The sequence below is a fragment of the Conexibacter stalactiti genome (genome assembly GCF_033542075.1).
Lineage (GTDB): Bacteria > Actinomycetota > Thermoleophilia > Solirubrobacterales > Solirubrobacteraceae > Conexibacter > Conexibacter stalactiti.
Genome location: NZ_JAWSTH010000038.1, coordinates 26,112 through 52,759 on the forward strand (window position 1 = coordinate 26,112; position 26,648 = coordinate 52,759).

At 73.7% G+C, this 26,648-nt stretch carries 26 protein-coding genes; 6 read left to right on the forward strand and 20 right to left on the reverse strand.

The genetic code is table 11. The annotated features are described in order from the left end of the window. Nucleotides 1-73: 73 nt before the first annotated feature. The 4 genes from R7226_RS15215 to R7226_RS15230 form a co-directional block, all read right to left on the reverse strand. The gene (locus tag R7226_RS15215; protein ID WP_318598031.1) at nt 74-2,812 is read right to left on the reverse strand and encodes an HtaA domain-containing protein; all 2,739 of its coding nucleotides are present in this window, start codon (nt 2,810-2,812) and stop codon (nt 74-76) included. Nucleotides 2,813-2,922: 110 nt separating this feature from the next. Next, on the reverse strand, nt 2,923-3,564 hold the full coding sequence (locus R7226_RS15220) for an HtaA domain-containing protein (RefSeq protein ID WP_318598032.1): 642 nt from the start codon (nt 3,562-3,564) through the stop codon (nt 2,923-2,925). Nucleotides 3,565-3,806: 242 nt separating this feature from the next. Then, nucleotides 3,807-5,276, reverse strand: a complete 1,470-nt coding sequence (zwf, locus tag R7226_RS15225) for a glucose-6-phosphate dehydrogenase (protein WP_318598033.1) — start codon at nt 5,274-5,276, stop codon at nt 3,807-3,809. A gap of 19 nt (nt 5,277-5,295) precedes the next feature. Beyond that, a complete protein-coding gene (locus tag R7226_RS15230) occupies nt 5,296-6,342 on the reverse strand; it encodes an LLM class flavin-dependent oxidoreductase (RefSeq protein WP_318598034.1) in 1,047 nt (348 codons plus the stop codon). Nucleotides 6,343-6,443: 101 nt separating this feature from the next. Between R7226_RS15230 and R7226_RS15235 the strand changes: the two genes are divergently transcribed. Continuing rightward, complete coding sequence (locus tag R7226_RS15235; protein WP_318598035.1) at nt 6,444-7,361, forward strand: branched-chain amino acid transaminase; 918 nt, start codon at nt 6,444-6,446, stop codon at nt 7,359-7,361. A 49-nt stretch (nt 7,362-7,410) separates the two neighbouring features. On the opposite strand, the gene R7226_RS15240 is transcribed toward R7226_RS15235, so the two are convergent. Both R7226_RS15240 and R7226_RS15245 read right to left on the reverse strand, forming a co-directional pair. After that, entirely contained in the window at nt 7,411-8,811 is a 1,401-nt protein-coding gene (locus R7226_RS15240) for an aminotransferase-like domain-containing protein (protein WP_318598037.1), read from the reverse strand. A gap of 2 nt (nt 8,812-8,813) precedes the next feature. Further along, nucleotides 8,814-9,446, reverse strand: a complete 633-nt coding sequence (locus R7226_RS15245; RefSeq protein ID WP_318598038.1) for a TetR/AcrR family transcriptional regulator — start codon at nt 9,444-9,446, stop codon at nt 8,814-8,816. Between the two features lie 175 nt (nt 9,447-9,621). On the opposite strand from R7226_RS15245, the gene R7226_RS15250 reads away from it, so the two are divergent. Then, the gene (locus R7226_RS15250) at nt 9,622-11,403 is read left to right on the forward strand and encodes a putative bifunctional diguanylate cyclase/phosphodiesterase (protein ID WP_318598039.1); all 1,782 of its coding nucleotides are present in this window, start codon (nt 9,622-9,624) and stop codon (nt 11,401-11,403) included. Here the strand turns inward: R7226_RS15250 and R7226_RS15255 are convergent. After that, entirely contained in the window at nt 11,400-13,529 is a 2,130-nt protein-coding gene (locus R7226_RS15255; RefSeq protein WP_318598040.1) for an MMPL family transporter, read from the reverse strand. The two genes, R7226_RS15250 and R7226_RS15255, sit on opposite strands and share 4 nt — an antisense overlap. Before the next feature lie 78 nt (nt 13,530-13,607). On the opposite strand from R7226_RS15255, the gene R7226_RS15260 reads away from it, so the two are divergent. Then, nucleotides 13,608-14,222 carry a TetR/AcrR family transcriptional regulator gene (locus R7226_RS15260; RefSeq protein ID WP_318598041.1) on the forward strand — a complete coding sequence of 205 codons (615 nt, stop codon included), beginning with the start codon at nt 13,608-13,610 and terminating at the stop codon, nt 14,220-14,222. A gap of 35 nt (nt 14,223-14,257) precedes the next feature. Then, nucleotides 14,258-15,367, forward strand: a complete 1,110-nt coding sequence (locus tag R7226_RS15265) for a hypothetical protein (RefSeq protein ID WP_318598042.1) — start codon at nt 14,258-14,260, stop codon at nt 15,365-15,367. Here the strand turns inward: R7226_RS15265 and mnhG are convergent. From mnhG to ybaK, 8 genes are all read right to left on the reverse strand, one after another. Then, entirely contained in the window at nt 15,319-15,657 is a 339-nt protein-coding gene (mnhG, locus tag R7226_RS15270) for a monovalent cation/H(+) antiporter subunit G (RefSeq protein WP_318598043.1), read from the reverse strand. The two genes, R7226_RS15265 and mnhG, sit on opposite strands and share 49 nt — an antisense overlap. Next, on the reverse strand, nt 15,654-15,923 hold the full coding sequence (locus R7226_RS15275; protein WP_318598044.1) for a monovalent cation/H+ antiporter complex subunit F: 270 nt from the start codon (nt 15,921-15,923) through the stop codon (nt 15,654-15,656). Before R7226_RS15275 ends, mnhG begins: the two co-directional genes overlap by 4 nt. Nucleotides 15,924-15,936: 13 nt before the next feature. Next, nucleotides 15,937-16,464 (reverse strand): Na+/H+ antiporter subunit E, encoded by a 528-nt coding sequence (locus R7226_RS15280; RefSeq protein WP_318598045.1) that lies wholly within the window; start codon nt 16,462-16,464, stop codon nt 15,937-15,939. Then, nucleotides 16,461-17,885 (reverse strand): complex I subunit 5 family protein, encoded by a 1,425-nt coding sequence (locus R7226_RS15285; protein ID WP_318598046.1) that lies wholly within the window; start codon nt 17,883-17,885, stop codon nt 16,461-16,463. The genes R7226_RS15280 and R7226_RS15285 overlap by 4 nt, the downstream gene beginning before the upstream one ends. Next, nucleotides 17,882-18,292: a sodium:proton antiporter gene (locus R7226_RS15290; RefSeq protein ID WP_318598047.1), complete on the reverse strand. Its 411-nt coding sequence runs from the start codon at nt 18,290-18,292 to the stop codon at nt 17,882-17,884. The genes R7226_RS15285 and R7226_RS15290 overlap by 4 nt, the downstream gene beginning before the upstream one ends. Continuing rightward, the gene (locus tag R7226_RS15295; RefSeq protein ID WP_318598049.1) at nt 18,289-18,753 is read right to left on the reverse strand and encodes an MnhB domain-containing protein; all 465 of its coding nucleotides are present in this window, start codon (nt 18,751-18,753) and stop codon (nt 18,289-18,291) included. The genes R7226_RS15290 and R7226_RS15295 overlap by 4 nt, the downstream gene beginning before the upstream one ends. Next, the gene (gene mbhE / locus R7226_RS15300; RefSeq protein ID WP_318598050.1) at nt 18,750-21,080 is read right to left on the reverse strand and encodes a hydrogen gas-evolving membrane-bound hydrogenase subunit E; all 2,331 of its coding nucleotides are present in this window, start codon (nt 21,078-21,080) and stop codon (nt 18,750-18,752) included. The genes R7226_RS15295 and mbhE overlap by 4 nt, the downstream gene beginning before the upstream one ends. A 73-nt stretch (nt 21,081-21,153) precedes the next feature. Then, on the reverse strand, nt 21,154-21,621 hold the full coding sequence (gene ybaK / locus R7226_RS15305; protein WP_318598051.1) for a Cys-tRNA(Pro) deacylase: 468 nt from the start codon (nt 21,619-21,621) through the stop codon (nt 21,154-21,156). Nucleotides 21,622-21,658: 37 nt separating this feature from the next. On the opposite strand from ybaK, the gene R7226_RS15310 reads away from it, so the two are divergent. Next, a complete protein-coding gene (locus tag R7226_RS15310; protein WP_318598052.1) occupies nt 21,659-22,117 on the forward strand; it encodes a hypothetical protein in 459 nt (152 codons plus the stop codon). Nucleotides 22,118-22,200: 83 nt separating this feature from the next. Continuing rightward, nucleotides 22,201-23,229, forward strand: coding sequence for an LLM class F420-dependent oxidoreductase (locus R7226_RS15315; protein WP_404827854.1), 1,029 nt, complete (start codon nt 22,201-22,203; stop codon nt 23,227-23,229). Nucleotides 23,230-23,281: 52 nt separating this feature from the next. Here the strand turns inward: R7226_RS15315 and R7226_RS15320 are convergent, their stop codons facing one another. From R7226_RS15320 to R7226_RS15340, 5 genes are all read right to left on the reverse strand, one after another. After that, nucleotides 23,282-23,623, reverse strand: coding sequence for a hypothetical protein (locus tag R7226_RS15320; RefSeq protein WP_318598054.1), 342 nt, complete (start codon nt 23,621-23,623; stop codon nt 23,282-23,284). After that, a complete protein-coding gene (locus R7226_RS15325) occupies nt 23,611-25,092 on the reverse strand; it encodes a GMC family oxidoreductase (protein WP_318598055.1) in 1,482 nt (493 codons plus the stop codon). Before R7226_RS15325 ends, R7226_RS15320 begins: the two co-directional genes overlap by 13 nt. Beyond that, nucleotides 25,089-25,415 (reverse strand): hypothetical protein, encoded by a 327-nt coding sequence (locus R7226_RS15330; RefSeq protein WP_318598056.1) that lies wholly within the window; start codon nt 25,413-25,415, stop codon nt 25,089-25,091. Before R7226_RS15330 ends, R7226_RS15325 begins: the two co-directional genes overlap by 4 nt. Further along, nucleotides 25,412-26,095: a FadR/GntR family transcriptional regulator gene (locus R7226_RS15335; RefSeq protein ID WP_318598057.1), complete on the reverse strand. Its 684-nt coding sequence runs from the start codon at nt 26,093-26,095 to the stop codon at nt 25,412-25,414. Before R7226_RS15335 ends, R7226_RS15330 begins: the two co-directional genes overlap by 4 nt. 194 nt (nt 26,096-26,289) lie before the next feature. Beyond that, a partial coding sequence (locus R7226_RS15340; protein ID WP_318598058.1) for a dihydrodipicolinate synthase family protein occupies nt 26,290-26,648 on the reverse strand: 359 nt, incomplete at its 5' end.

Consider the following 26,648-nt stretch of genomic DNA (forward strand, 5'->3'; position numbering starts at 1 on the left):
CTGGCGCACGCGCGGCCGCGGCGGCGCGCGGCCGACCTCCTCGGAGGCCGGCCGCGCCGCCTTCCCCCTGGCGCTAGCGCGCCCCCTTCGGCTTCGATCTCGGCGCGGTCCCCCTCGCCACGCCAAGCGATCTCGGGACCGAGATCGTCACGGTGACCGTCTTTGCGACCCGTCTGCCGCCGGCGCGCAGCACGAGCGGGATCCGCAGCCGCACCGTGCGCCCGGCGAGCGCCCGCAGGTCGGCGTGGTCGAGCACCAACGCGACCGCTCCTCTGCGCCCGCTCGCGAGCTGCTTCGGCGCTCGCACCGCGATCACGACGCGTCTCGCTCTCCGCCCTCTGCCGAGCTTCAGCGTCACCGCTCTCGGCGCCCCGACCGTGCAGGCCGCCGTGCCGCAGCGGAGCGTCGCGGCGAGCACGCTGCCCGCTCTGCGCAGCGTCGCCCTGCCGCTGCCGCTGCCCGCGATCGACGGCGGCACGACGACCGGCTTTCTCGGCGGGACGAGCGGCGGCGGTCTCGGCGCGTCCGGCTGCCTCTCCCCCGGCACCGTCGGCTCGTCCGGCAGCTCGCCGAGCGAGCGCGGGATCGTGATCGTGACCGGGTCGACCTGCGCGCCGGCCGACAGGAAGGTGCCGTTGGCGAGCGCCTGCGCGGCGGTCGCGTTGATCTCGCCGGGCTCGGTTCTCCAGACGACGCGGCCAGGCGTCACCTGCGCCGGCTCCGCCAGTCCGAAGGTCGCCAGCGTCATCCGCACGTCGGTCGATCTGCCGCCGCCGAACGACGGGTCGACATCGAGGTCGAGCCGCGCCCGCACCGACACCGTGTCACCGACGATCACGAACCACGGGTCGCTCACCGCCAGCGTGAAGAAGTGGGTCGGGTAGCGGAAGGTGACGCGGCCCTGCGCGGCGATCGTCGCATCGCCGCCGTTGGTCGCGCTGGCGCCGACGAGTGACCAGCGCAGCGCGCGCGTCGGCAGAGGGTCGGTCCCGAGCTGCTTGAGGCGCGGATCGCAGCCGCCGTGGACGGTGTTCGGGTTGGCCTCGCAGATCGCTCCGCGGCTCGCCGATATCGGGACTGCCGGCTGCGCCGGATTGAAGCCGTTGGTGACGTAGCGGCGGAAGTTCTCGCGGAAGCCCCAGTCGACCTCGTCGTAGATCTGCGGCGCGGGCGGCTCCACCTCTCTGCTGCACGATCTCGGCACGTCGGCGAGCGGGATCGCGCGCACGAAGTTGCCGTTGCTCGTGACGCCGGTCGCCGCGCCGACGAGCAGGTGCTGGTCGCCCGAGCTGAATGATCCGCCGGCGGCGACCGCCGCGCCGAGGCCGGTGATCCGTCTGGCCCCGATCGCGCGCGCCCCGTCCTCGCAGGTCATTCTCGTCAACGAGAGGCTGCCCTCGGCCGCAGTGCGGCCGTAGACGACGTAGGCGGCGCCGGTCGAGGCGGCGCCGGTCAGCTCGCCGTCGAGCGGGTCATAGCCGGGCGCGCCGATCGAGAGGTCGTCGCGATCGTCGCCGTTGACGTCGCCGAGCGCGGCGATGGACGTGCCGAGCGCGTCGGTCGCCGTGATCAGCGGCGCGCCGTCGAGCGCGTAGCCGTCGTCACCGAGCGCGCCGAGGTCGACGGCCGTGCCGTCGCCGCGGCCGTAGACGACCCATGCGCTGCGGCGCACTCTGCCGTCGGGCGCGGGCAGTCTCGCGTTGTTGCCGAGGCCGATCGCGAGGTCGTCGAGACCGTCGCCGTTCGCGTCGCCCGCAGAGGCGACGGTCGCGCCGACGGTCGCGCCGGCGCGCGGCCCCCAGATCGGGAAGATCACGTCGCTGCCCGGGTCGTCCCAGTTCCTCACGTCGACCGTGCCGCGGGCGGCACCGCTGACGACGAAGGCGGCACCCGAGTCGGCGCCCCCCGGGCCGTCGAAGTCCGGCGCCCCCACGATCAGGTCCGGGATCCCGTCTCTGGCGCCGGCGGCGCCGCCGCCGAGGTCGCCGACGGCGGCGACGCGGGTGACCGCGTCGCCGGGCCCGCCGGTGACCGTCAGCAGCTCGTTGCCGGGCGTGTTGAGGTCGACCGGGTCGGTGCCGTCGCGGCCGGCGACGACCGCGACGGCGCCGCTGCCGACGCCGCCGGGCTCGGCTTCGGCGGTGCCGATCGCGAACTCCTCCTTGCCGTCGTCGTTCAGGTCGCCCAGTGCGGCGAGGTGGGTGCGGTAGAAGCCCGGCCCGGAGACGGTGAAGCCGTCCGTGCCGAGCGCGTCGACGGAGATCGGGGCATGCGCGCCGAGGTCGGCATCGCCGTGGATGACGTGCACCATCCCGCCGAGATCGCTCCCGATCACCGCGTCGTCGAGACCGTCGCCGTCGACATCGGCGCAGGCGACGACGCTGCCGACCATCCCCTCCGGCGCAGCGCTGGAGATCTCGACCGTGCCGGCGCTCGGCGGGTCGACCGAGGCGTTCGGGAGCCCGTACCTGCCGGCTCTGCGGGCTGAGTCGCCGAAGACGAGGTAGGCGCGGCCGTGGTAGGGCGCCCCCGGCGCGGACGCGTACGGCGCGCCGACGACGAGATCCGCTCTGCCGTCGCCGTCGAGGTTGCAGTCGCCGGCGACGGCGCTGCCGGCCCCCTCGCCGTCCGCACTTTCGGCGCCGACGGAGCTGTTGAGCCCGTCGAAGGTCAGTGAGGTCGCGTCGTAGGCGCCGAGGTCGAGCGGCAGCTCGGCGGCGGAGGCGGCGACGGGCGCGAGCAGCAGCGTCAGCAGCGCGCCGGAGAGCGCGAGCGTGCGACGGCGCGGCGGCGGGGGGACGGGATGCTTCATGGCGTCGGGCTTGCTCCTGTGCTTCGTGGGGGAAGGTCGTGAGCGGGCCGGGGGTGCGGCCCGCTCACGACGGCGGCCCTGGCAGGCCGCCGCCGGGTCGGTCCGCTCGGCTAGAGCGAGACCCACCAGTTGATCGATCCGAACGCATCGCCGACTCTGTAGGCGCCGTTGGTGCCGCCGTTGAAGATCAGCGCGCCATCGGTCGTCAGGGCCAGCGGCGCGTTGCTCCAGCTGTGTCTCAGCGGCCCGGTGGAGCCGGTGAAGGTGCCGGAGAGGTTCACGGTCGCTATCTGCGTCAGTCTGTAGCCGGTTAGCGTGCCGGTGGCGATGTCCTGGTAGTCGGCTAGCGCCCAGACCTGCGCGACAGTGCTCGTCGGCGACGTCGTCGTGACGTAGAAGTCGTCGAGCTTCACGGAGATCCCGTGCGAGGGGACCGTGTATTCGATCCCGCCGTCGAAGCCTGCGCGGCCGCTGCCGATGGAGGTCGACACGAGGTTGTACGTGGTCGACGTTAGCCCGCCGAGACCGGCGGTCAGGACGTTCGTCGTCGCGTTGACGGAGCCCGGCGAGATCGCTCTTATCGTGCCGCCGAATCTCGCGACGTACGTCACCCACGAGGGACGCGGTAGCAGCTCGAACGAGCCTCTGCTGACCACTGTGGCTTGAGCGGCGGCGGGGACGGCGGCCGTCATCGCGCCGAACGCGAGCACGGCGAGGAGCAGGCGCAGGGGCCTGCTGAATGACCGAAGCATCGGTCCTCCTGATTAGGTGAATTCAGGCCGCGCGCGTAGGGAACGGCTGCCCGCCCGGTCCGGTCGGCCCCTTTGATGAACGTTAGGGTTCCCTAACGAGAATGAGGGTAGCCTAACGGCGCCAGGGGCGCAACCAGGAATGCGGTCGAGCGGGCGACCGGTTTCAGGAGCCGCAGGAGCCGGCCGGCTGGCGCCATCCCGCTCGGCCGGCCTGCGCCCTGCTCAGCCGGCCTGCGTCCTGCTCAGCAGGGCTCGGCTTCGGGCAGCCGCCAGCCGCGCTTGCCGGCGAGCGCGATCGCCTCGTCGGGGCCCCACGAGCCGCGCCGGTAGGTCCGGATCGCGGGCGGGTCCTGCAGCAGCGGGTCGCTGATCTCCCACAGCCGCTCGATCTCCTGCGAGCTCGTGAAGAGCGTGTGGTCGCCGCGCATCACGTCGAGCACGAGCCGCTCGTACGCCTCCAGGCCGTTGCCCTCCTTGAAGGCGTCGGCGAAGTCGAGCGTCAGCGGCGCCGCACCCAGCTCCAGCGCCGGGCCGGGCACCTTCGCGCGCACGTCGACCGTTATCCGCGGCGTGTCTGCCAGCTCGAAGACCAGCTCGTTGGGGCGCTGGCAGTGGGCGAAGTCGCCGTCGTCGGCGAACATCCGCAGCGGCGGCTCCTTGAAGCCGATCGTGATCGAGCGGCGGCCCTCGGCCATCGCCTTGCCGGTCCGCAGCAGGAACGGCACGCCCTCCCAGCGCCACGTGTCGAGCTTGACCTCGATCGCGGCGAACGTCTCGACCTGCGAGTCCGGGTCAACCCCCTGCTCGCCGCGGTAGCCCTCGTACTGGCCGAGGATCACCTTGTCTCTACGCAGCGGGCGCATCGCGTCGAAGACCTTCGCCTTCTCCTGGTGCAGCGCCTTCGGCGTCAGTCTCACCGGCGGCTCCAGCGCGACGAAGCCGAGCAGCTGGAAGAGGTGGGTGACGACCATGTCGCGGAAGGCGCCGGTGCCCTCGTAGAAGTTCGCCCGCCCCTCGACGGTCAGCGTCTCCGGCACGTCGATCTGCACGTGCGAGATGTGGTTGCGGTTCCAGGCCGGCTCGAAGAGGCCGTTGGCGAAGCGGAAGGCGAGGATGTTCTGCGCCGCCTCCTTGCCGAGGAAGTGGTCGATGCGGAAGATCTGATCCTCCTCGACGACCTCGCGCAGGACGGCGTTCAGCTCGCGCGCGCTCGCCAGATCTGTCCCGAACGGCTTCTCCATGATCAGCCGCGCGCCGGCGACGAGACCGGTCGCGCCGAGCATCCGCACCATCGGCTTCATCGCCGACGGCGGCACCGACAGGTACAGCAGCCGCCGCGTCGCGTGGCCGATCGCCTGCTCGGCGCGGCGGACCGCCGCGGCCAGCTCCTCGCCGTCGCCGGCGCTGGAGGCGGTGAACGACAGCCGCTTGGCGAACGGCTCCCATATCTCCTCGCGCACGTCGCGGCGGCCGAACTCCTCCAGCGCCTCGCGCACCAGCTCGCGGAAGTCGTCGTCATCGCCCGGCGCGTTGCGGCCGGAGCCGATGATGCGGAACTCCTCCGGCATCAGCCCGGCGGCGAAGAGGTGGAACAGCCCGGGGAAGAGCTTTCGTTTCGCGAGGTCTCCGGTCGCCCCGAAGATGACGATGACGTGATCCTCCAGCGGCGGTGTCTTGCGGGTGGCGGGCGCGGGGGCGACGGTGGTGCTCATGATCGGGAATTCTCCCCTCTCAGCTCTGCATGGCAACACCCGGATGGGTGTGATTCGGGCTTGCGGAGAGACCGAACTGCTCCGCGATCAGCTCATAGGAGCGGCGACGCGCCGCGTGGTCGTGGGTGATCGTGATCACGACGACCTCGCCGGCGCCATATTCCTCGGCGACCTGCTCGATCCCCTCCCGCACTCTCGCGGGCGTGCCGACGATCGTGCGGCGACCGGCCGGCGCGCCGGCGATCTCGCTCCCCTGCGACTCGAGGAAGCGCACGGCGCGCTCGACGGTCGGGACTTCGATCAGCCGCCCCTGGCGCAGCATCGCCATCGCCATGCGGGCGCTGGTCGACAGCAGCTGCGCCTCCTCGTCGCTGTCGGCGGCGAGCGCCCAGACGCCGACGTTGACCTCCGGCGCCTCACTCCGCTTGCCCGACTGGAAGCGCTCGCGGTAGTCCTGCGCGATCGCGGCGCCGCGCGGGTTGATGAAGTCGGCGAACGAGTACGGCACGCCCAGCTCGGCGGCCCACAGCGCGCTCTGCGGCGAGGAGCCGAGCAGCCACACGTCGGGCCGCTGCGGGCGCCCCGGCAGCCACTTCGAATAGCGCGCGAACGGGTGGCCGCGCGGCAGGTCGTCCTCGAAATAGCCGAGCAGCTCGGCGAGCTGCTGCGGGAAGTCGTCGGGCGCGGCCTGGCGGCGGTCGCGCTGAAGCGCCAGCATCGTGTGGCCGTCGGAACCGGGCGCGCGGCCGATCCCGAGGTCGATCCGCCCCGGCGCGAGGCCGGCCAGCATCGAGAAGTTCTCGGCGACCTTGAGCGGGCTGTAGTGCGGCAGCATCACGCCGCCGGAGCCGACGCGGATCCGCTCGGTCGCGGCCGCGAGCGGCCCGATCAGGACCTCGGGGCTGGGGCTCGCGAGCATCGGGCCGCCGTGGTGCTCGGCGACCCAGTAGCGGTGGAAGCCGAGGCGGTCGGTCAGGCGCGCGAGGTCGAGCGTGTTGTGCAGCGCCTCCGAGCCGTTGGAGCCTTCGACGATCGGTGACTGGTCGAGGACGCTGATGCGGAGCATGCCAATGATTGTTGCACGTGCATAGATCTGCTCTGTGACGGCGGTCCACGACCGGCCCGTTGGACCGTTGGTGACCCGCCCCGCGCGCATACCGTCGTTCCATGCAACCGACCGAGCAGATCTGGATGAGCGGTCGCTTCGTGCCCTGGGCCGAGGCGAACGTGCACGTGCTGACCCACGGCCTCCACTACGGCACCGGGGTATTCGACAGCCTGCGCGCGTACGCGACCTCGTCCGGTCCCGTGCTCGTCCACCACCGCGCCCACCACGAGCGGCTGCGCGACTCGGCGAAGCTGTACGGGATGGAGCTGCCGTTCTCCGTCGACGAGCTGGTCGACGCGACGCGGACGCTGATCGCCTCGAGCGGGCTCGCCGAGTCGTACGTGCGCACGATCGCGTTCCGCGGCTCCGGCGCGATGGGCGTCTCGCCGAGAAACTCACCCGTCGAGGTCGCGATCGCGACGTGGGGCTGGGGCGCCTACCTCGGCGAGGAGGCGATGACGCGCGGCATCCGCGCGAAGATCTCCTCGTGGCGGCGGATCGGCCACGGCACCCACCTGCCGGGCGCGAAGGCGACCGCCCACTACCTCAACTCGGTGCTTGCGCGGGTCGAGGCGGAGGAGCTGGGCTTCGACGAGGCGATCCTGCTCGACGAGAACGGGCTGCTGGCGGAGGGCTCGGGCGAGAACCTCTTCCTCGTCAAGGACGGCGTGCTGCTGACGCCGCCTCTGTCGAGCGGCGCGCTCGGCGGGATCACGCGGCTGGCGGTCCTGGAGCTGGCCGGCGTGCTCGGCCTGCCGGTCGCCGAGCGGGCGCTGACGCGGGGAGAGCTGTACCTCGCCGACGAGCTGTTCATGACCGGCACCGCCGCCGAGATCACGCCGGTGCGCGAGGTCGACGGCCGGGCGATCGGAAGCGGTTCGCGCGGGCCGGTCACGCAGGCCGTGCAGACCGCCTACGACGACGCCGTCCACGGGCGCGATGAGCGCTTCGCCGGGTGGCTGGACGTCGTGCGCTGAGCGAACACCGTGAAGTTGCTGGTCTGTGGGACCAGCAACTTCACGGTGTTCAGGGGGCCAGCTCGGCCCAGGCCGCCGCCAACCGCTCCGCGCCCTTGGTCAACAGCGGCTCCGGGGCCGGGTAGGCGATGCGGATCGCGCTGACGCGCTCTCTGCCGGCGACGTGGGCGGAGCCGGCGGCGACGTCGACGCCGTGGCGGGCGGCGGCGGCCGTCAGCGCGTCGCCGTCGACGCCGGCATCGGGCGGCAGTTCCGCCCACAGCGACCAGCCGCCCTGCGGCCTGTCGATCCGCCACGCCGGGATCCGCGCGGCCAGCTCCCCGCGCAGGTGCTCCATCCGCGCGCGGGCCTGCTCGACCCGCGCGACGCGCAGCGTGTCGACGTCGCGCAGCAGCCGCAGCGCGGCGAGCTGACCGAGGATCCCGCTGCCGAGATCGCGCGCCGCCTTCAGCGCCGCCAGCCGCGCGATCGTCGCGCGCGGCCCGCACACCCAGCCGACGCGCAGCCCCGCCCACGCGAGCTTGTCGAGCGAGCCGACGCGCAGCACGCGCTCGGGCGCCAGCGCCCGCAGCGACGGCAGCGGGCCGTCGAAGCGCAGCTTGTCGAGCGCGGCGTCCTCGACCACCAGCAGGTCGTGACGGGCGGCCAGCTCCAGCAGCGCCGGGCGACGGCCGAGCGCGATCGAGCGGCCGGTCGGACTGTGGCAGCCGGGCATCAGGTAGAGCAGCGCGACGACCTGTCTGTCGAGCAGCGCGGCGAGCGCGTCGGCGCGCATGCCGGCGGCGTCGCCGGCGACCGTCAGCGGCCGGCCGCCGGCGCGCTCGAACAGCTCGAGCGCCCCCGGGTAGGTCGGCGCGTCGACGGCGACCGGCTGGCTGCGGCCGACGAACAGCGCCGTGATCAGGTTGAGCGCCTCGTGCGCGCCGGAGGTGATCAGGACCTCGTCGGCGCGCGCGTCGAGGCCGTCGCGCGTCAGCCGCTCCGCGATCGCCTCGCGCAGCGCCGGCATCCCCTGCGGGTCGTAGCCGTGCGGCTGGACGAGCTCGGCCGCCTCCCCCAGCTCGACGGCGATACCGGCGACCAGCTCGTCGAGCGGCGGCGCGGCGACGGCGAGGTCGACGCGCTCGGCGTCGGGCGCCAGCAGCCGGTGCAACTGCGGCAGCTGCGTGCCGGGCGCGCGGCCGCGCCGGCCGACTGACCGCACGACCGTCCCGGAGCGCTCGCGCGAGAGGACGAGGCGGCGCTCGCGCAGGCGCGCGTAGGCGTGCACGACGGTCGCGCGGCTGACGCCCAGCTCGCTCGCGAGCCGTCGCTCGGCCGGCAGCCGCACGCCATCGAGGCCGCCGCGCTCGATCACCGCGGCAAGCGCGTCGGCGAGCCGCTCGACGAGCGCGCCCGGCCGCTGCCGCCAGTCGCCGAGCTGCGCGGTCAGGCGCGTCAGCTCCGACATTTTCACGCTGCTCCGCCCGCGGGCGCGGCGGCGCCGGGCGAGACCGCTCCCACGAGCGCGCGCAACGCCGCCTCGTAGCGCGCGAACGGGATCCCGCGGCCGTCGCGCAGGTGCGTCACCAGCTCGCCGGCGAACGGCGCCAGCAGCAGGTCGGCGAGCAGCTCGGGGTCGGCGAGGTCGGGGCGCGCCTGCGCCAGCAGCAGCGCGACGTGCTGCTGCCAGGCGACGTAGGAGCCGGTCATGTAGCGGGCGCCCGGTCTGGAGATCTCCGAGGCGAGCAGCACGTGGCGATGGCGCTCGCAGAAGGCGGCCAGCGCGGTGACGAAGGCGGTCAGCCGCTGCTGCGGCGGGGCGCCGGGACCGAGCGGCGGCGGGCCGCTCAGCAGCGCCTCCTGCAGCTCGCGCTCACGTTCGCCGAGCAGCTGGTCGAGCAGCGTCGCCTTGTCGCCGAAGCGGCGGAAGACGGTCGCCTTGCCGACGCCGGCCGCGGCGGCGACCTCGGCCATCGTCACGTTGCCGACCCCGCGCGCGTCGAACAGCGCCTCGGCCGCGGCGAGGATGCGGCGGCGGTTGCGGGCGGCGTCGGCGCGCTCCGGCAGCGGCGCGCCGGCGATCGGAAGCGGAACCGGATCCATTGCGAACGAGTCTAAGCGGACCCCGTTCTCGCATCTATTTCGATCACGCCCGACCGCGAACGACCGCGTTTCTGAGCGCCCTCGCGCCACGACCGGTTTGAATCGGGATGAAATGGCACATCCACGGTTCAAGCGCCAGCGAAGTGGACCGATGTCTGAGGTCGTGATCCCCCTCGTGTTGCTCCTCGCACTCTCCGCGGCGGCGGCCATCGTGGTCGCGTTCCGGCTTCACAAGCGCGCCGTGCGCCGCGCCGAGGCCAACTTGCGGACGATCTTCGACACCGCTCCGATCGGCAACGCCGTCGTCGATCGCGAGGACCGCTTCGCCGACGCGAACCACGCGCTCGGCCAGATCGTCGGCTTCACGCCGAAGGAGCTGATCGGGCGGCCGCTGACGCAGCTCGTCCACCCCGAGGACGTCGCCGTCCTGCGCGAGGCGCTGGCGCAGCTGCGCGCCGGCGAGCGCGGCGGCCTGGAGACCGAGCTGCGCTGCGTCCACGCGACCGGCCAGGTCGTGCCGGCCGCCGTCCACGCCGCCGCGCTGCGCAGCCCCGACGGCCGCGGCGCGCGGGTGCTGCTGCAGGTGCTCGACATCACCGAGCGCAAGCGCGCGGAGGCCCACCTGCAGCACATGGCCGACCACGATCCGCTGACCGGGCTGCTGAACCGCCGCCGCTTCGAGCAGGAGCTGGAGCGCCACGTCGCGCAGGCGCAGCGCTACGGCAGCGAGGGCGCCGTCATCATGCTCGACGTCGACCGCTTCAAGCAGGTCAACGACGCCTACGGCCACTCGACCGGCGACCGCGTCATCACGAGCGTCGCGCGCGTCCTGCGGCGCCGCCTGCGCACGACCGACACGCTCGCCCGCCTCGGCGGCGACGAGTTCGCCGTGCTGCTGCCGAAGGCCGACCGCAGAGAGGCCGCGATAGTCGCGCGCAGACTGGTCGAGGCCGTCCGCGCGCAGGCCGACCCCGCCGGCGAGCGCGCCGAGGCGGTCACGATCTCCGTCGGCGTGACCGTGCTCGACGAGCACGGCGAGCTGACCGCCGAGGGCGCGATGGTCGACGCCGACCTGGCGATGTACGACGCGAAGGACGCCGGCGGCGACGGCTTCGCCTTCTTCGCCGCCGACGAGCACGCCGCCGCCCGCGCCCGCACGCGCACCACCTGGCGCGACCGGATCGTCGACGCGCTCGCGCACGACCGCTTCGCGCTCGTCGCCCAGCCGGTGCTCGACGCGCGCAGCGGAGCGACCGTCCAGCACGAGCTGCTGCTGCGCATGACCGGCCCGCACGGGACCCTGATCCCGCCGGCCGCCTTCCTCTCGATCGCAGAGCGCGACGGGCTGATCGTGGCGATCGACCAGTGGGTCGTGCGCAACGCGATCGCGCTGCTCGCCGAGCTGGAGCAGCGCGGTGCCGCAACCCGCCTGGAGATCAACATATCCGGCCGCTCGCTCGGCGACGCGACGCTGCTTGCGCTGATCGCCGGCGAGCTGCGCCGCACCGGCGTCGAGCCGAGCAACCTGCTGTTCGAGATCCCCGAGACGGCCGCCGTCGCCGACGTGCAGCTCGCACGCACCTTCGCCCAGCACGTGCAGGGTCTCGGCTGCCAGTTCGCGATCGACGACTTCGGCGCCGGCCTCGGCTCGCTCTACTACCTCAAGCACCTGCCGTTCGACGCGCTCAAGCTCGACGGCGAGCTGGTCGAGCACTGCGCCCGCAACCCCGCCGACCGCCTGCTCGTCGAGTCGGCCGTGAAGGTCGTCCACGGCCTCGGCCGCACCGCGATCGCCGAGCAGGTCGGCGACGCCGAGACCCACGCGCTGCTGCGCGAGCTGGGCGTCGACCTCGTGCAGGGCCACCACTTCGGCATGCCGCTGCCGCTCAGCGCCGCGTTCGGGATCCGCGAGCTGCCGAGAGCCGCCGCGCCAGCGCAGGATCTGCTGGCGGCTTAGCGGCGCTCGCCCTCGCCGCGCTCCCGCGCGAGGCGGGAGGGCCACCAGACGCGCGGGCCGACGTCGTGGACGAGCGCGGGGACGAGGACGGAGCGGACCAAGAGCGTGTCGAGCAGGACGCCGAACGCGACGACGGTGCCCAGCTCGGTCAGGACGACGAGCGGCAGCACCGCCAGCGCGGAGAAGGTGCCGGCGAGCACGACGCCGGCGCTGGTGATGACGCCGCCGGTGACCGCCAGCGCCGCCAGCACGCCGCGGCGGGTGCCGCGCCGCCGCGTCTCCTCGCGCGCCCGCGCCATCAGGAAGATCGTGTAGTCGATCCCGAGCGCGACGAGGAAGACGAAGGCCAGCAGCGGCAGCGCCGGATCGACCGCCGGCAGGTCGAGCACGTGCTCGAAGATCAGCACGCCTGCACCGAGCGCGGCGGCCGCGGAGAGCGCGGTCGCGGCGAGCAGCAGCAGCGGCGCCACGACCGCGCGCAGCAGCGCGACGAGCACGACGAAGACGACCAGCAGCGTCAGCGGCGGGATCACGAGGTTGTCGCGCTCGGCCGCCTCGCGCAGGTCGAACGACTGCGCCGTCTGACCGCCGACGAGCGCGCCGGGCGCGGCTTCGTGGACGAGCCCGCGCAGCCGCGGGATCGCCGCGACCGCCTCCTCCGAGAAGGGATCGCTCGCGAGCACGACGCTGATCTGCGTGCCCGGCTCGCCCTCCTCGACGCGCTGCACGCCGGCCGCGACGTCGTCCGGCGCGTCCTCGATCGCGGCTCTGACGGCGGCGGCATCGCCGCCGGCCGGCACGATCACGCTCGCGGGCGCCGACGACCCGGCCGGGAAGTGGTCGCCGAGCAGCGCCTGCCCCGCGACCGCCTCGGGGTTGCCGCGCAGCTGCTGCTCCTGCGTCAGCGAGGTGTCCATTCCCGTCAGGCCGAGCGCGAGCACGGCGAGGACGGCGGTCGCGCCGAGCCACAGCCGCCGCGGGCGGGCGGCGATGCGGCGGCCGAGCGCGTGCCAGGCGCGGTGGGCGCCGGGGTCGTCCGCGTCGTTGGCGGGCACGTCGGCGTCCGCGCGCGCGGCGCCCGCGACCACCTGCGGCACGTACGGCCAGAACGCTCGCCGCCCCGCGATCACGAGCGTCGCGGGCAGCACCGTGAGGCTGAGCACCAGCGCGAGCGCGACGCCGACCGCGCCGAGCGGGCCGATCGAGGCGGTCGAGTCGACGTCGGCGAGCACGAGCGTCAGCAGGCCGGCGATCACGGTCCCGCCGGAGGCGAGGATCGCCGGCGCGGCTCCCCTCAGCGCGGCGCGCATCGCGGCGCCCGCGTCCTCCTCGCGCCGCAGCTCCTCGCGGTAGCGCGCGACCAGCAGCAGCGCGTAGTCGGTCGCGGCGCCGAAGACGAGCACCGACAGGATCCCCGCGTTCTGGCCGTTGATCGTCAGCCCCGCCTCCCCCAGCAGCGCCGCCATCCCGCGGCTGGCGCCCTCGGTCAACAGCACGGTGAAGAACGGCACCAGCCAGAAGATCGGCGATCTGTAGATCACGATCAGCAGCACCAGCACGAGCAGGCCGGTGATCGCCAGCAGGCGCGTGTCGGCCCCGGCGAACACCTCCTTCAGGTCGGTCGTGAAGCCGGCCGGGCCGGTCACCGCCGTGGCGAGCCCGGCGGGCGAGCTGACGGCCAGCTCGTCCCGCAGCCGCGTGACCGCCTCCGCGACCGCGTCGCCGTCGGTCGCTCTCAGCGGGATCGCCAGCAGCGCCGCTGCGCCGTCGTCGGAGAAGGTCGCGGGCGGGAGCCTGTCGACCGCGAGCGGGAGGTCGAGCGCGCCCTCGCCGCCCCCGCCGGCCTGCTCGCGCAGCCGCGCGACCGCCTCTCGGTCGGTGGCCGTCAGCCCGCCCTCGCGCGCGACCACGACGACCGCCGGGCTGACGTCGCCGGAGGGGAACTGGCGCGCCGCCTCCAGCGCCGCGACCGACTCGGCCTCGCCGGGCAGGAAGTCGGCCGTGTCGCTCTTCTGGACCTCCTCCAGCTTGCCCGACTGCGAGGCGAGCCCGCCCGCGATCAGGATGCAGAGGAAGGTGACGAGGAACTTCGAGCGGCGGCCGGTGACGATCCGCTGGGCGAACATGACGGTGAAAAGGCTCCGACTGTCGAAATGGCAGTGACTGACATCTTACGCGTTGGTCCTACGCACTACCCTTCGCGCGTGGCCGCCACACGCCCGACGCTGCGTGACCGCAACAGAGCCCGCGCTCGCGCGGAGATCGTCGCCGCCGCGCGCCGCCTCTTCCTCACGTACGGCTATGCGCGCACCTCGGTCGAACAGGTCGCCGCCGAGGCCGGCGTCGCCCCGCGCACCGTCTTCCGCCACTTCCCGCGCAAGGAGGACCTCGTCTTCCACCGCCACGCGGAGGAGCTGGGCCGCTTCCGCCGCCTGCTCGCCGAGCAGCCGCCGCAACGGCCCGCGCTCGACGCGCTGGTCGACGCGCTGCTGGGACTGCTCGGCCCAGACGCCGGCGACACCGGCGACACGACCGGCGACCGCGGCGAGATGCTGAAGCTGCTCGAACGCGAGCCGGAGCTGCAGCGGCGCGACGAGGCGCTGATCGCCGACCATCACGCCGCCGTCGCCGACTTCCTGCGCGAGCGCGGCGCCGATCAGCAGCATGCCGAGCTGCTCGCCGGCGCCTTCATGGGCGCGATCGGATCGGCCCGCAAACTCGTGCACGTGCAGCCGCAGCGGCCGCCGCGCGAGCATCTCACGGCCGCGATCGAGCTGCTGCGCGGGCTCGACTGGCCCGCCGCGCCGATGCAGGACTGAAGCTCGCGCCCCGATCTGCCGATCTCCCGGCAGAGATGTCAGCCCCCTCCCGCCTCCAACGCCTCTCCGGCCCCCTCCTGCGCTCCAGCGACTTCGGCCCGCTGCACGAGACGCTGCTGATCACCGCCGTCGCGACCGTGCTGGTGATCCGCACGCAGCTGTGGCTGACGAACTACCCGCAGCTCGGCGGCCACGGGCTGCACATCGCCCACCTGCTGTGGGGCGGCCTCTTCATGCTCGTCGCGATCGGCCTCTCGGTGACCTTCCTCGGCCGGCCGGTCAAACGGCGCGTCGCGATCATCGGCGGCGTCGGCTTCGGCTTCTTCATCGACGAGCTGGGCAAGTTCGTCACGTCCGACAACAACTACTTCTACCAACCGGCCGCGGCGCTGATCTACCTGATCTTCGTCGGCCTCTTCCTGCTCGCGCGCTGGATCCAGAACCGCGGCCTGCTGACGCCGCGCGAGAGCCTCGCGAACGCGATCGAGCTGGCCGGCGAGGCGACCCGCCACCCGTTCGACGACCGCACCCGCGCCCGCGCGCTCGAGCTGCTCGACCGCTCCGATCCGGCCGACCCGCTGGTCGCGCCGGTGCGCCGGCTGCTGGAGGAGATCGAGACGATCCCGGCGCCGCCGCCGAGCCGCGTCGAGCGCCAAGTGCGGCGCGCCAGCGCGGCCGTCCACCGCTTCACCGCCCGCCCCTCCTTCCCCACCGTCCTGACATGCGTCTTCGCCGTCTGGGCGCTGCTGTCGTTCATCTCCGCCGCGGAGCTGGCGCTGGCGCTCGTCGTCGACCTCGGCGGCGCCCACCCCGGCTTCGTCGGCGACGGCTTCGGCAACCTCCACGTCGCCAACATCGCGAGCGTCACCGCCAGCTTCGTCGCCGGCGTGATGGTCGCGCGCGGGATCGTGCTCGTCCGCCGCGGCGGAATGGACGAGGCGGTGCGCTGGTTCGAGCGCGCGCTGCTCGTCTCGATCCTGATCGGCCGCGTCTTCGACTTCTACGAGTCGCAGTTCGGCGCCGTGATCGGGCTGCTCGTCGACCTGCTGTTGCTGTTCTTCGTGCGGCGGCTCGGGGCGCAGACCGCGGGCGGCGCTCAGCGCGCGGAGTCGTCGGCCGGCCCGCTGCCGGCGCCGGCCGTCTGAGCCTCGCGGTCGCGGCGGTAGGCCGCCTGCGCGATCGCGTGGGCGGCGACCGGCGTCGTCAGCAGCAGGAACAGCGCGACGACGACGGCGCGCGCGATCGTCGCGCCGTCGCGAGTGCCGATCGACGCGGCGAGGATCGCGACCGCGCCGAGCATCGACGCCTTGCTCGCCGCCTGCAGCCGCGTGTACAGCCCTCTCATCCGCACGACGCCGTAGACGGTGATCGCGGTCGTCGCGATCCCGAGCGCGATCAGCGCCACGCCGAGCACCTCGAGCACCGTCGCGATCACCGGAACGGCCCTCCGCCGCCGTCGGACTTGACGGCCGCCAGCGTCGCGACGAACGACAGCGCGGCGAGCGCCAGCGCCGCGTCGAGGTAGTAGGAGACCTCGCGCAGGTAGCTCAGCAGCGCCAGCAGCATCACGCAGATGACGGTCAGCAGGTCGAGCGCGACGATGCGCTCCAGCACGTCGCGAGCGCGCAGCAGCACGGCGGCGCCGACGGCCAGCATCGCGACGACGCAGACAAGCGCGACGACGATCACGATCTCGGGCATCGGAGGGCCTCCTTCACGGGATCACCTTTCGCTGGTAGCGCTCGTAGAAGTCGTGGTGGCGGGCGCGGATCGCCTCCGGGTCGCTCGCGTCGAGCGCGTGGATCACCAGCACGCCGCGCTCCTCGTCGACGTCGAGCACCAGCTCGCCGGGCGAGATCGTCGAGATGAAGGCCCACGCCGCGACGCCCTCTTCCGAGATCCCCTCCAGCTCGATCTCGACGATCCCGTCGTGCTCGACCTCGCGCACGCCGAGCGAGTACTGCGCGACCTCCCACGTGCCGCGCGTGATGTCGACGAGCACGGCACCCACCAGCGCGGGCAGCGCCAGCAGCGCGCGGTGCAGCGGCGGCCGCTGCAGCTCGCCGTCCGCGGTCCCGATCGTGCCGCCGCGCGCGACGCGCCGGCGCCAGCCCAGCTCCAGCATGATCGCGAGCACGAGTCCGACGAGCAGGTCGCCCCACGCGAGCGAGCTGAGCGTCAGCAGCCAGATCGCCAGCAGCACGACGATCGCGAGCAGGCGGAAGCCGAGACCGGTGGTCACCGTGGGGCTCCTCCGTGCAGGACGGCGGCGGCGTCGGCCGACAGCGACAGCAGCGGCTCCGGCCAGATCCCCAGCCCCAGCACGACGAGCGCGAGGACCACGCTCACCGCGCGCACGGCGACAGGGCTCGCCGGGTGCAGGTCGGCGGTCGCGTTGATCTGCGCCTCGTCGGTGCCGGCGTGGACGCGCCCACCGCGCCAGAACTCGTGCTGGTAGAGCTGGAAGGCGTAGACGAACGAGAGCGCGCCGCCGACGAACAGCAGCACGACGAGCGCGACGCTGCCGAGGTCGACGCCGCTGCGGAAGAGCGCGAGCTTGCCGAGGAAGCCGGCCGTCGGCGGCATCCCCGCCAGCGACAGCGCGCCGACCGCGAAGGCGGCCGCGACGAGCGCGCCGCGCAGCGCGCCCGACAGGAACAGCAGCGCCTTGGAGAGCGCGTTGAGGATCGCGTACAACACCGCCGCCGCCAGCCCGATCGGGCCGCCGACGCCGAGCGCGACGAGCACGTAGCCGGCCTGGCCGATCGCCGAGTAGGCGAGCATCTCCGCCGGGTCGCGGCGGCTGACCGCCAGCAGCGCGCCGTAGATCACCGACATCGAGCCGATCACGATCAGCACCGTCGAGCCCAGCTCCAGCTCGTTCGGCAGCAGCCCGGCGCCGAAGCGCAGCAGCCCGTACGCGCCGATGTTGGCGAGCGCGCCGGAGAGGATCGCGGCGACCGCCGGGCGCGTTCCGGCGTAGACGGCCGGCAGCCAGAAGTGGAACGGGAAGAGGCCGAGCTTGGTGCCGAAGGCGACGAAGAAGGTGACGGCGATCAGGATCGCGGCGTTCGGCTCGACGTCGGCCATCCGCGTCGCGACGTCCTCCATCGCGAGCGTGCCGGTGACGTGGTAGGTCGCCGCCACGGCGATCAGGAAGAGGAACGAGCCGACGAGGTTGACGACGGCGAAGATCAGCGCGGCGCCGAGCTGGTGGCGGTCGTCGCCATACGCGGTCAGCACGTAGGCGGCGATCATCGCCAGCTCGAAGAAGACGTAGAAGTTGAAGACGTCGCCGGTCAGGAAGAGGCCGGTGAGACCGGTCGCCAAGAGCACGACGAGCGCCGGGAAGGTGCGCGAGCGGACGCCGTCGAGCACCTCGTGGACGAGCGCGGCGAGCACGACGAACGACGACAGCAGCGCGAAGACGACGCCGAGCGCGTCGGCTCTGAGGACGATCCCGACGCCGCCCTCCCAGCCGCCCGTGACGATCGTGCGCGAGCCGTCGGGCAGCACCTGCACGGCCAGCACGACGAGCGCCGCGAGGTTCGCGACGAGGCCGCCGACGGCGACCCAGCCGAACAGCTTTCGTCTGCCGTCGGCGAGCAGCAGCAGGACGCCGACGACCCACGGCAGCAGCAGCGCGAGCGCGAGCGCGGTCACTGCTCCTCTCTCTCCTCGGGCGACTCGAGCCGCTCGTACATCTCCTCGAGCGACTGCTCCAGGTCGGCGGTGTGCTCGGCCTCGTCGCGCGCCAGCTCTCTGACCTCCAGCGAGCGCAGCGTCGCGCGCACGCGCGCGACGATCGCCAGCAGCAGCGCAGTCACCGCGAGGCCGATCACGATCGCCGTCAGCGCCATCGCCTGCACGAGCGGGTCGCTCGGCTGCTTGTCGCCGGTCGGCAGGATCGGGGCGTCGCCGCGCGTCAGCCCGGAGGCGATCACGACCAGCACCGCCGACTGCGAGATCAGCACCATCCCGGCGACGACGCGCACGAGGTCGTTCGTCAGCACGAGGAAGGCGCCGGCGCCGAAGACGATCGCGGCGGCGAGCGCGAAGATCAACGTCATCTGGCGGCCTCCGCTTCCGCGTCGGCTTCGGCTTCAAGCTCCGGCGGCTCGGCGAGGTGGTGGATCAGCGCGATCAAGGCGCCGCCGACGAGCATGAAGACGCCGACGTCGAACAGCACCGGCGTCATCAGCTCCAGTCTGCCGACGTGCGCGACTCTGTCGCCGGGGCCGGGCGCGTGGCTGAAGAGCGGGTCGCCGAACAGCAGCGGGAAGAAGCCCGAGGCGAGCGCGATCAGCAGCCCCGCGATCGCGACGCGCGGCGCGTGGCGCAGCAGCGGGATCTCCTCCTCGGTCCGTCTGGCGCCGAGCACGAGGTACTGCAGCGCGATCGCGAGCGTCACGACGACGGCGGCGCTGAAGCCGTCGCCGACGTCGACGTAGCCCTTCACGAGGATCGCCGCGGCGACGATGATCGACGGCGCCAGCAGCAGCCGCGCGACGGTCTCGGTGAGGATGCTCACCACGTCCTCCCGCGTCGCAGCAGCGCGATCACGCCGAAGACGGCGACCGCGATCACGGTGATCTCGACCATCGTGTCGAGGCCGCGGAAGTCGGCCAGGATCACCGTCACGACGTCGAGGCCGTGCGCCTCGGGCGTCAGTCTGACCTGCTCGTTGACGACCCGCTCGGTCGCGGCCGGCCGCGACAGCGACGCCCACACGACGAGGAAGGCGGCGGAGCCGGCGACCGCGCCGATCAGCGGGTCGCGCCAGCGGCGGCTCTCGTGCTGACGGCGGTGCGGTCTCGACGCGGCGCCTGCCAGCTCGCGTCTGGTCGGCCGCTCGCCGCGCGGCGCGTAGGCGACGATCGCGAGGAAGACGAGCGTCACGACCGTCTCGACGAGCACCGCGACGAGCGCGACGTCGGGCGCGCCGAGCAGCGCGTAGACGGTCGCGAGACCGAGGCCGACGACGGCGAGCGAGAGCACGATCGCGACGTGCTCGTGCGCGCTCGTGACGACGATCGCCGCGACCGCGACGAGCGCCAGCATCGCGACGACGAGCAGGTCGGTGCCGCTGATCGGGCCGACGCTGAAGGCGCCGGCCGTCGGCGTCGCGATGAAGCCGAGCGCGACGAGGATCCCGCCCGGCACGAGCACGGCGGCGACGCGGCTGCGGAGGTCGCGCACCTCGATGTCGTGGAAGGCGGTCGAGAGGTGGTTGAGGAAGTTGAGGCCGGACTCGTAGATGCGCGCGGGGCCGACGCGGTCGCCGGCGCGCGCGAGTGCCCGCGCCGCCCCGCCCCACGCGCGCGGCGTCGCCAGCAGCAGCGCGCCGAGCGCCCAGGCGCCGAGCGCCATCAGGTTCTCGGTGCGCGTGTCGAGGTGGTAGGCGACGTGCACCTCGGCGGGGTGGCCGAGCGTCGCGGCGGCGGCGTCGCTGGCCAGCTCGGCGAACGGCGCGGTGACCAAGCCGCCGACGAAGGCGAGCAGCGCGAGCACCGCGATCGGCGCGACGAGCAGCAGCGGCAGCGGGTCGAGCGGCTGGCTCGCGCCCTTCTCGCACGCTCTGCGCGGGCCGAGGAAGAGGCCGCTCCAGAAGCGCCACGTGTACGCGAAGGTGAGGCCGGCGGCGACCACGGCGGCGATCCCGAGCGCGGTCGAGCGACCGGCGGCGGCGTGGAAGAACAGCTCGTCCTTGAAGAAGCCGATCGTCAGCGGAAGCGCGGAGAGCGTCGCCGCCGCGACCGCGCTCGCGGCGGCCAGCGCGGGCAGCTCGCGCCACAGCCCGCTGACCTGCGAGAGCTTTCTGGCGCCGGTCGCCATCGTCACCGCGCCGGCGGTCAGGAACAGCGCCGACTTCGCGAGCGCGTGCGCCACGACGTAGAAGGCGGCGGCGCCGGCGCCCGCTCTGCCGCCGATCCCGTAGAGCGCGACGACGTAGCCGTACTGCGAGATCGTCGAGTAGGCGAGCACCTGCTTGAAGCCGTCGCGCGTGAGCGAGATCGCGCCGCCGATCGCGATCGAGAGGAGGCCGACGACGAGCAGCCCGTCGAGCACGACCTGGCTGACCTCGATCAGCTGGTAGACGCGGCCGATCACGAGCACGCCGGCGGCGACCATCGCGGCCGAGTGCAGGTAGGCGGAGACCGGCGTCGGCGCCGCCATCGCGCGCGGCAGCCAGAAGTGCAGCGGCACCTGCGCGGACTTCGTCAGCGCGGCGACGGCGATCAGCGCGGTCGCGACGGTCGTCGTCGTGCTGGCGGCGCCGCTCGCCTGCAGCGTGCGCGACAGCTCGGGGATCGAGAAGCTGCCGTGGTCGGCGTAGAGGATGACCGCGCCGATCAGCATCGCGACGGCGCCGATCCCGGTCACCAGCAGCGCCATCAGCGCGGCGAGGCGCGAGGCGCGCTCCTGACGGTCGAAGCCGATCAGGAAGTACGAGCAGACCGCCGTCATGTCGAACATCACGAACAGCAGGATCAGATCCTGGGCGGTGGCGAGGCCGACCATCGAGAGCGTGAAGAGGCCCATCCACGGCCAGAAGCGCCAGCGGTCGCGCGCGGGGCGGTGCTGGTGCTCCAGGTGCAGCGGCAGGTAGGCGGTGGCGTAGGCGAAGACGGCCGCGCCGACGCCGGTCGCCAGCAGCGCGTAGAGCGCGCCGAGGCCGTCGAAGCTGAAGTGCAGGCGCAGGTCCAGCTCGCTCGCCCACGAGACGTCGACGCTGCCGCCGCCGCTTCTCCACAGGATCAGGCTGGCCGCGAAGCCGGCGAGCGCGAGCAGCGCGACACCCCACGCGAGCGGGTCTCGCGCGGAGGCAGGGGCGGATGGGCGGGGCTGCTCTTGCAACGCCCTGCTGAACCTACCCCGCGCGGGCGACGGCGACCATGGCGTGCTGACGCCAGGGATGCAGGTGTGCCAGCTACGCCCCGCGGCGGATCGTCTTGACCTCTGCTCTCGTGAGCGTGACGAGGTCGGCCGGGGCCAGCTCGATCTCCAGCCCGCGGCGGCCGGCCGAGACGAAGATCGTCTCGAAGGCGAGCGCGGAGTCGTCGAGCAGCGTCGGCAGCGGGCGCCGCTGGCCGAGCGGCGAGATCCCGCCGGCGACGTAGCCGGTGACCTTCTCGGCGCGGTCGGTCGGCGCCATCGCGGCGCGCTTGCCGAGCGCGCGCAGGTCGAGCGTGTCGCCGGCTGGGACGATGCAGACGGTCAGCGTGCCGTCGCGGTCGACGACGAGCGTCTTGAAGACGCGCTCTTCGTCCAGCCCGAGCGCCTCGGCCGCCTCCAGCGCGTAGGAGTCGGCGGACGGGTCGTGCGTGTACTCGTGCAGTCTGTGGTCGACGCGCGCCTGCTGCGCCGCGCGCGTCGCCGGGGTCGCTCTGCCGGCCATGGGGCGAGCCTACCTCGCGGCGCGCTACCGTCGCGGGGTGATCCGACGCGTTCTCCCCCTGCTCGCGCTCGCGCTCGTCGTCGTGGTCGCCGGCTGCGGCGCGGGCGGATCCGGCGGATCCGGCAGCTCAACCGTCCCCGCCCACCCCGCCGACCTGCCGCCGACCCCGCGGGAGAGAGCGGCGGAGCGGGAGGCGGCGCAGCGGCCGCCGGCGCCGACCTGCCCGGCCGACGCCGGCAACTGCAAGACGGCGGCGGGGCGCGTGATCGCGCTGGAGTCGGTCGACCCCGACGGCGACGGCGACCTGCACCTGATCCTCGCGGGCGGCTCGATCACGATGCCGGGGATCAGCGTGCTCGACGTCAACAAGGACCTGCGGCCGAAGGTCGATCCGAAGATCGGCGACTGGGCGGCGGGCGCCGGGCCGGTCTATCCCGGCAGCCACCGCCAGAAGCAGATCCAGGTGACGGCCGTCGAGGTCTGGCCGCGGCGCTGAGACGCGACTGGCTACTCGGCCAGTCGCTGTCGAGTACGGTCCGGCGCGGCGATGACCACGAGGAGGGCACGATGGCGGGAGAGCTGAAGCTCGGACTCAACACCGGCTACTGGGCGGCGGGCCCGCCGCACGGCGTGGTCGAGTCGATCGCGGCCGCCGACGAGCTGGGCCTCGACTCGATCTGGACCGCCGAGGCGTACGGCTCCGACGGCCTCACCCCGCTGGCCTGGTGGGGCGCGCAGACGAGAAACGTCAAGCTCGGCACCGGCATCACGCAGATCTCCGCGCGCCAGCCGACGATGACCGCGATGTCGGCGATGACGCTCGACCACCTCTCCGGCGGCCGCTTCGTGCTCGGCCTCGGCGTCTCCGGCCCGCAGGTCGTCGAGGGCTGGTACGGGATGCCGTTCGAGAAGCCGCTCGCGCGCACGCGGGAGTACATCGGGATCCTCCGCGACGTCTGGGCGCGCGAGGCGCCGGTCACCAACGACGGCCCCTTCTACCCCCTGCCGCGGCCGGGCGGCACCGGCCTCGCGAAGCCGCTGAAGGCGTCGATCCACCCGCTGCGCAGAGAGATCCCGATCTACCTCGGCGCCGAGGGGCCGAAGAACATCGCGCTCGCCGCCGAGCTGTGCGACGGCTGGTTCGCGATGCTGTTCGCGCCCGAGCACGAGCAGATGTACCGCGACTCGCTCGACGAGGGCTTCGCGCGCGAGGGCGCGCGCCGCTCCTACGACGACTTCGAGGTCTGCGCGACCGTCCCGTTCATCGTCACCGACGACGTCGAGCAGGCCGCCGACGCGCTGCGCCCCTTCTACGCCCTCTACTTCGGCGGGATGGGCGCGAAGGGCAGAAACTTCCACGCCAACGTGGCGATCCGGATGGGCTACGAGGCGATGGTCGACGAGGTGCAGGAGTTGTACCTGTCGGGCAAGAAGGCCGAGGCCGGCGCCGCGATCCCGCGCGAGCTGATCGAGGCGCTGTCGCTGATCGGTCCGAGAGACAAGATCAAGCACGACCTCGAGGCGTGGCGCGAGTCGATCGTGACGACGCTGCTGATCGCCGGCGACGCCGCGACCGTGCGGACGGCCGCGGAGCTGGTGCTGGGTTAGGGGCGCGCGCGGCGCTGGCGCGCGGGCGGCGCGGCGCGGCGCGGCGCGGCGCTCAGGCGCTGCGTCGGCGCATCCCGAGCGCCAGCCAGAGCGGGTAGGTGGCGAAGATCGCGGCGGCGACGAGATGGGTCGGCCGCCCGACCGCCGTCTCGTCGATTCTCAGCACGCCGGAGTTGAGCATCCAGTCGCGCCCGCTGCGGGCGCGGCAGAGCTTCCAGACCGGGGTCGTCCAGCGCTGATCGCGGTAGAGGCCGATCGAGACGCCCCAGAAGAGCGCCATCGCGGCGACGCCGACGGCGGCGTCTCTCTTCGCGTCCGCCGGCTGATCGCTGGTGAGCGCGCGGTAGGTCTTGCCGCCCGCGTACAGCAGCGCGGGATCGATCAGGAACGACATGCGGCCTCCTCGGTGGTGGGCTCTGCGGTCGGCACGGAGCGATCGAGCAGCGCGAAGGCGAGCCGCGTCGCGAGCGCCATGATCGTCAGCTGCGGATTGACGCCGAGCGCGCTCGGCACGACCGCGCCGTCAGCGACGTGGAGCCCCTCGACGCCGTGCACGCGCAGGTCGCCGTCGACGACGCCGAGCGCCGGGTCGCGATGGGCGCGCGCGGTGCCGAGCGGGTGGAACGCCATCAGCTTGAGGTCGCGCGGGCGGGCGTCGTGCGGCCGGCGGCCGGAGGGCAGCGGCAGGTAGACCTCGCGCGCGCCGGCGGCGAGGAACAGCTGCTCGAGCTTCGCGAGGCCGCTGCGGACCTTGGCGAGGTCGGCGGCGCCGAGGTCGTAGCGGATCAGCGGCCGGCCCGCGACGACGTGGACGCGACCGCGCGAGCTGTCGCTGACCATCAGCCCGAACTGCGCGAGGTTGCGGTAGCGCGCCATCGCCTCAGCGTGTCTGCGGCCGCTGAGCGGCAGCGCGGCGGCGGCGTACGCGGGCGGCCCCGCGACCCCTTCGAAGACGATCCCCTCGTCGGCGAACTCGTCGACGTAGAAGCTCTGCGGCACGCCTCTGACCATGTCGACGACCTCGTCCATCAGCGCGAAGCCGGCGGTCGCGGGATGCAGCGAGAGGTTGCGCCCGAGCTGCCCGGAGCCGCCGCCGATCCCGCTGCGCGCCAGCAGCAGCGGCGTGTGGATCGTGCCGCAGGCGACGACGACGCGGTCGGCGTCGACGGTGAGGGTGCGGGGGCGAGTCGCGCCGATGCGCGCCTCCACCCGCCGTACGCGGCCGTCCTCCACGACGATCCGCCGCACGTCGGCATGCGTGACCACTCTCCCTCCCGCGGCCTCCAGGCGCGGCACATACGTACTGCCTGTATCCCGCTTCGCGCCGGTCGGGCAACCGAAGGCGCATACACCCGAGCCCACACATCCCTCGGCATTTCGCCGCAGATATCCGTGCGACCAGCCGAGTGCGGCGGCACCGCGGCGCGCGACCTCGGCGTTGCGGCCGGCCAGCTCCGGCGTCACCTCCGCGATCGAGAGCGCCTGCTCGACGCGCGCGAAGGCCGGTGCGAGCGCGGCGGCGTCGAGGCCGTCGAGACCGAACTCGCGCACCCAGCGGTCGAGCACGCGCGGCGGGGTGCGGAAGCAGGTGCCTGAGTTGACGAGCGTCGTGCCGCCGAGGCCGCGGCCGAGCGGCAGCAGGATCGGCGGTGAGCCGAGCGTCACCGTCTGCCCGCCGTCGCGGTAGAGCCGCGCGAGCATCTCCGGCGGGTGCGCGGTGAAGTCGGCGGGGTCGTGGCGGGCGCCCTGCTCCAGCAGCACGACCCGCGCGCCGCCCTCCGCCAGCTCGGCCGCGACGACCGCGCCGCCCGCACCCGCGCCGATCACGCAGACGTCAGCGACGAGCGACGTGCCGCGGCTCACGCGCGCCGCTCCCGCAGCGCCCGCCCGCGTGCGACCACGGCGTCGGGATCCCAGCCGAGCGTGTCCGCCGCGCGCTGGTCGTCATACCGCAGCAGCGCGAGCGTCGCATGCGCGACCTGGTCGGCCGCCGGCAGGTGCGCCAGCAGCTGCGCGCCGCGCGGCCGCCGCTTGAGCGCCAGCAGCAGCCGCAGGCCGTTGCGCTGCAGCGGCGGCGCGGCGCGCAGGAAGCGCTCGCGCGCGGCGAGCGCGCGGGACTCCGGCGCTGGCTCGGCGACGACGACGCCCGCCCCGACGACTGGCGCCTTCCCGTCGGGCGTGCTCATGCCCCGCCCGCCATCCGCCGCTCCTGCGCGGCGGCCAGCTCGGCGACCGCGGCGGCCGCTCCGTCGCCGTCGCCGCTCTCAACCGCGGCGGCGACGCGCGCGTACAGCGGCAGCAGCTCGCCACGATCGGCGACGAGCGCGGCGAAGGCGTCGGCGTGCGGCAGGTACAGCTCGCGCACCGAGTTCATGATCAGCTGGAAGACGAGGTTGCCGGCCGCCTCGACGAGCGCGGCCATGAACGACCAGTCGGCCAGCAGCGCGGTCGCGTCGTCGGGGGCGGTCGCGAGCGCGTCGGCCAGCTCGGCAAGCGTGCGCGCCTGCGTCTCCGTCCGCCGCTGCGCCGCCAGCCGCGCCGCCTCCGCGAGCAGCAGCCGGCGCGCCTCGAACAGCGCGGCGCCGACGGCGGGGTCGGCGCTGCCGGCGCCCAGCAGCGTGAGCGCGTCGAGGCCGCCCGAGCGGCGCCAGTCGCGCACGTGCGTGCCGCTGCCGTGACGTGTCTCGACCAGCCGCAGCTGCTCCAGCCGCCCCAGCGCCTCGCGCACCGTCGCCATGTTCACGCCGAGGTCGGCGGCGAGCGCGCGCTGCGTCGGCAGCTGCTCGCCGGGCGCGTAGCGGCCGCCGAGGATCGCCTGCTGCAGCTGCGCGAAGACCTGGTCGGGCACCGACGTCCGCTCGATCATCGTTCCAGTGTCCCAGTGTTCCGAACAATTGGCAAGGCGGAAGCGGGCAGGCGCGAGCCGGCGGGCGCGAGCGGGCGGGCGGGTGGGCCTTCGCGCCGTGCGTCACGGAGGAGTGGCGCTTTGTTCATCGTGGGGATGAACAAAGCGCCGGTCATGCGGCGCGGGCAGGTGCCGGGATCAGCGCGGCCGCGCCGTCAGCGCTCGGCGGCGAAGCGCGCGGCGTGGCGCTCGCCCGCGACCGCGACCGCGACGCGCGAGGAGACGCCGAGCTTGCCGAAGACGTTGCGCAGGTGGGTCTCGCCGGCGCGAGCGAGCGCGGCCTCCGCCGGCTCGACGCGCGCGAGCACGTCAGCTGCCCGCGCCACCGCGTCCTCGCTCGCGCGCACGAGCGGGAGCCGCACGTCGGCGGTCGCGATCAGCCCCTGCGCGTGCAGCGCCGCCTTGATCACGGCCGGGTTGGGCTCGGCGAACAGCGCCCGCACCAGCGGCGCCAGCGCGCGCGCCTCGGCGCGCGCGGCCGCCAGCTCGCCACGCCGCGCGGCGGCCACCAGCG

Bases quoted from the DNA above. Each gene is read 5' to 3' on its own strand.
- R7226_RS15235 (WP_318598035.1), top strand. From the start codon at position 6,444: ATGCAACCGACCGAGCAGATCTGGATGAGCGGTCGCTTCGTGCCCTGG.
- R7226_RS15240 (WP_318598037.1), bottom strand. From the start codon at position 8,811: ATGTCGGAGCTGACGCGCCTGACCGCGCAGCTCGGCGACTGGCGGCAG.
- R7226_RS15330 (WP_318598056.1), bottom strand. From the start codon at position 25,415: ATGAGCACGCCCGACGGGAAGGCGCCAGTCGTCGGGGCGGGCGTCGTC.
- R7226_RS15320 (WP_318598054.1), bottom strand. From the start codon at position 23,623: ATGTCGTTCCTGATCGATCCCGCGCTGCTGTACGCGGGCGGCAAGACC.
- ybaK (WP_318598051.1), bottom strand. From the start codon at position 21,621: ATGGCCGGCAGAGCGACCCCGGCGACGCGCGCGGCGCAGCAGGCGCGC.
- R7226_RS15215 (WP_318598031.1), bottom strand. From the start codon at position 2,812: ATGAAGCATCCCGTCCCCCCGCCGCCGCGCCGTCGCACGCTCGCGCTC.
- zwf (WP_318598033.1), bottom strand. From the start codon at position 5,276: ATGAGCACCACCGTCGCCCCCGCGCCCGCCACCCGCAAGACACCGCCG.
- R7226_RS15290 (WP_318598047.1), bottom strand. From the start codon at position 18,292: ATGACGTTGATCTTCGCGCTCGCCGCCGCGATCGTCTTCGGCGCCGGC.
- R7226_RS15255 (WP_318598040.1), bottom strand. From the start codon at position 13,529: ATGTTCGCCCAGCGGATCGTCACCGGCCGCCGCTCGAAGTTCCTCGTC.
- R7226_RS15245 (WP_318598038.1), bottom strand. From the start codon at position 9,446: ATGGATCCGGTTCCGCTTCCGATCGCCGGCGCGCCGCTGCCGGAGCGC.
- R7226_RS15220 (WP_318598032.1), bottom strand. From the start codon at position 3,564: ATGCTTCGGTCATTCAGCAGGCCCCTGCGCCTGCTCCTCGCCGTGCTC.
- R7226_RS15275 (WP_318598044.1), bottom strand. From the start codon at position 15,923: ATGCCCGAGATCGTGATCGTCGTCGCGCTTGTCTGCGTCGTCGCGATG.
- R7226_RS15230 (WP_318598034.1), bottom strand. From the start codon at position 6,342: ATGCTCCGCATCAGCGTCCTCGACCAGTCACCGATCGTCGAAGGCTCC.
- R7226_RS15265 (WP_318598042.1), top strand. From the start codon at position 14,258: ATGTCAGCCCCCTCCCGCCTCCAACGCCTCTCCGGCCCCCTCCTGCGC.
- R7226_RS15335 (WP_318598057.1), bottom strand. From the start codon at position 26,095: ATGATCGAGCGGACGTCGGTGCCCGACCAGGTCTTCGCGCAGCTGCAG.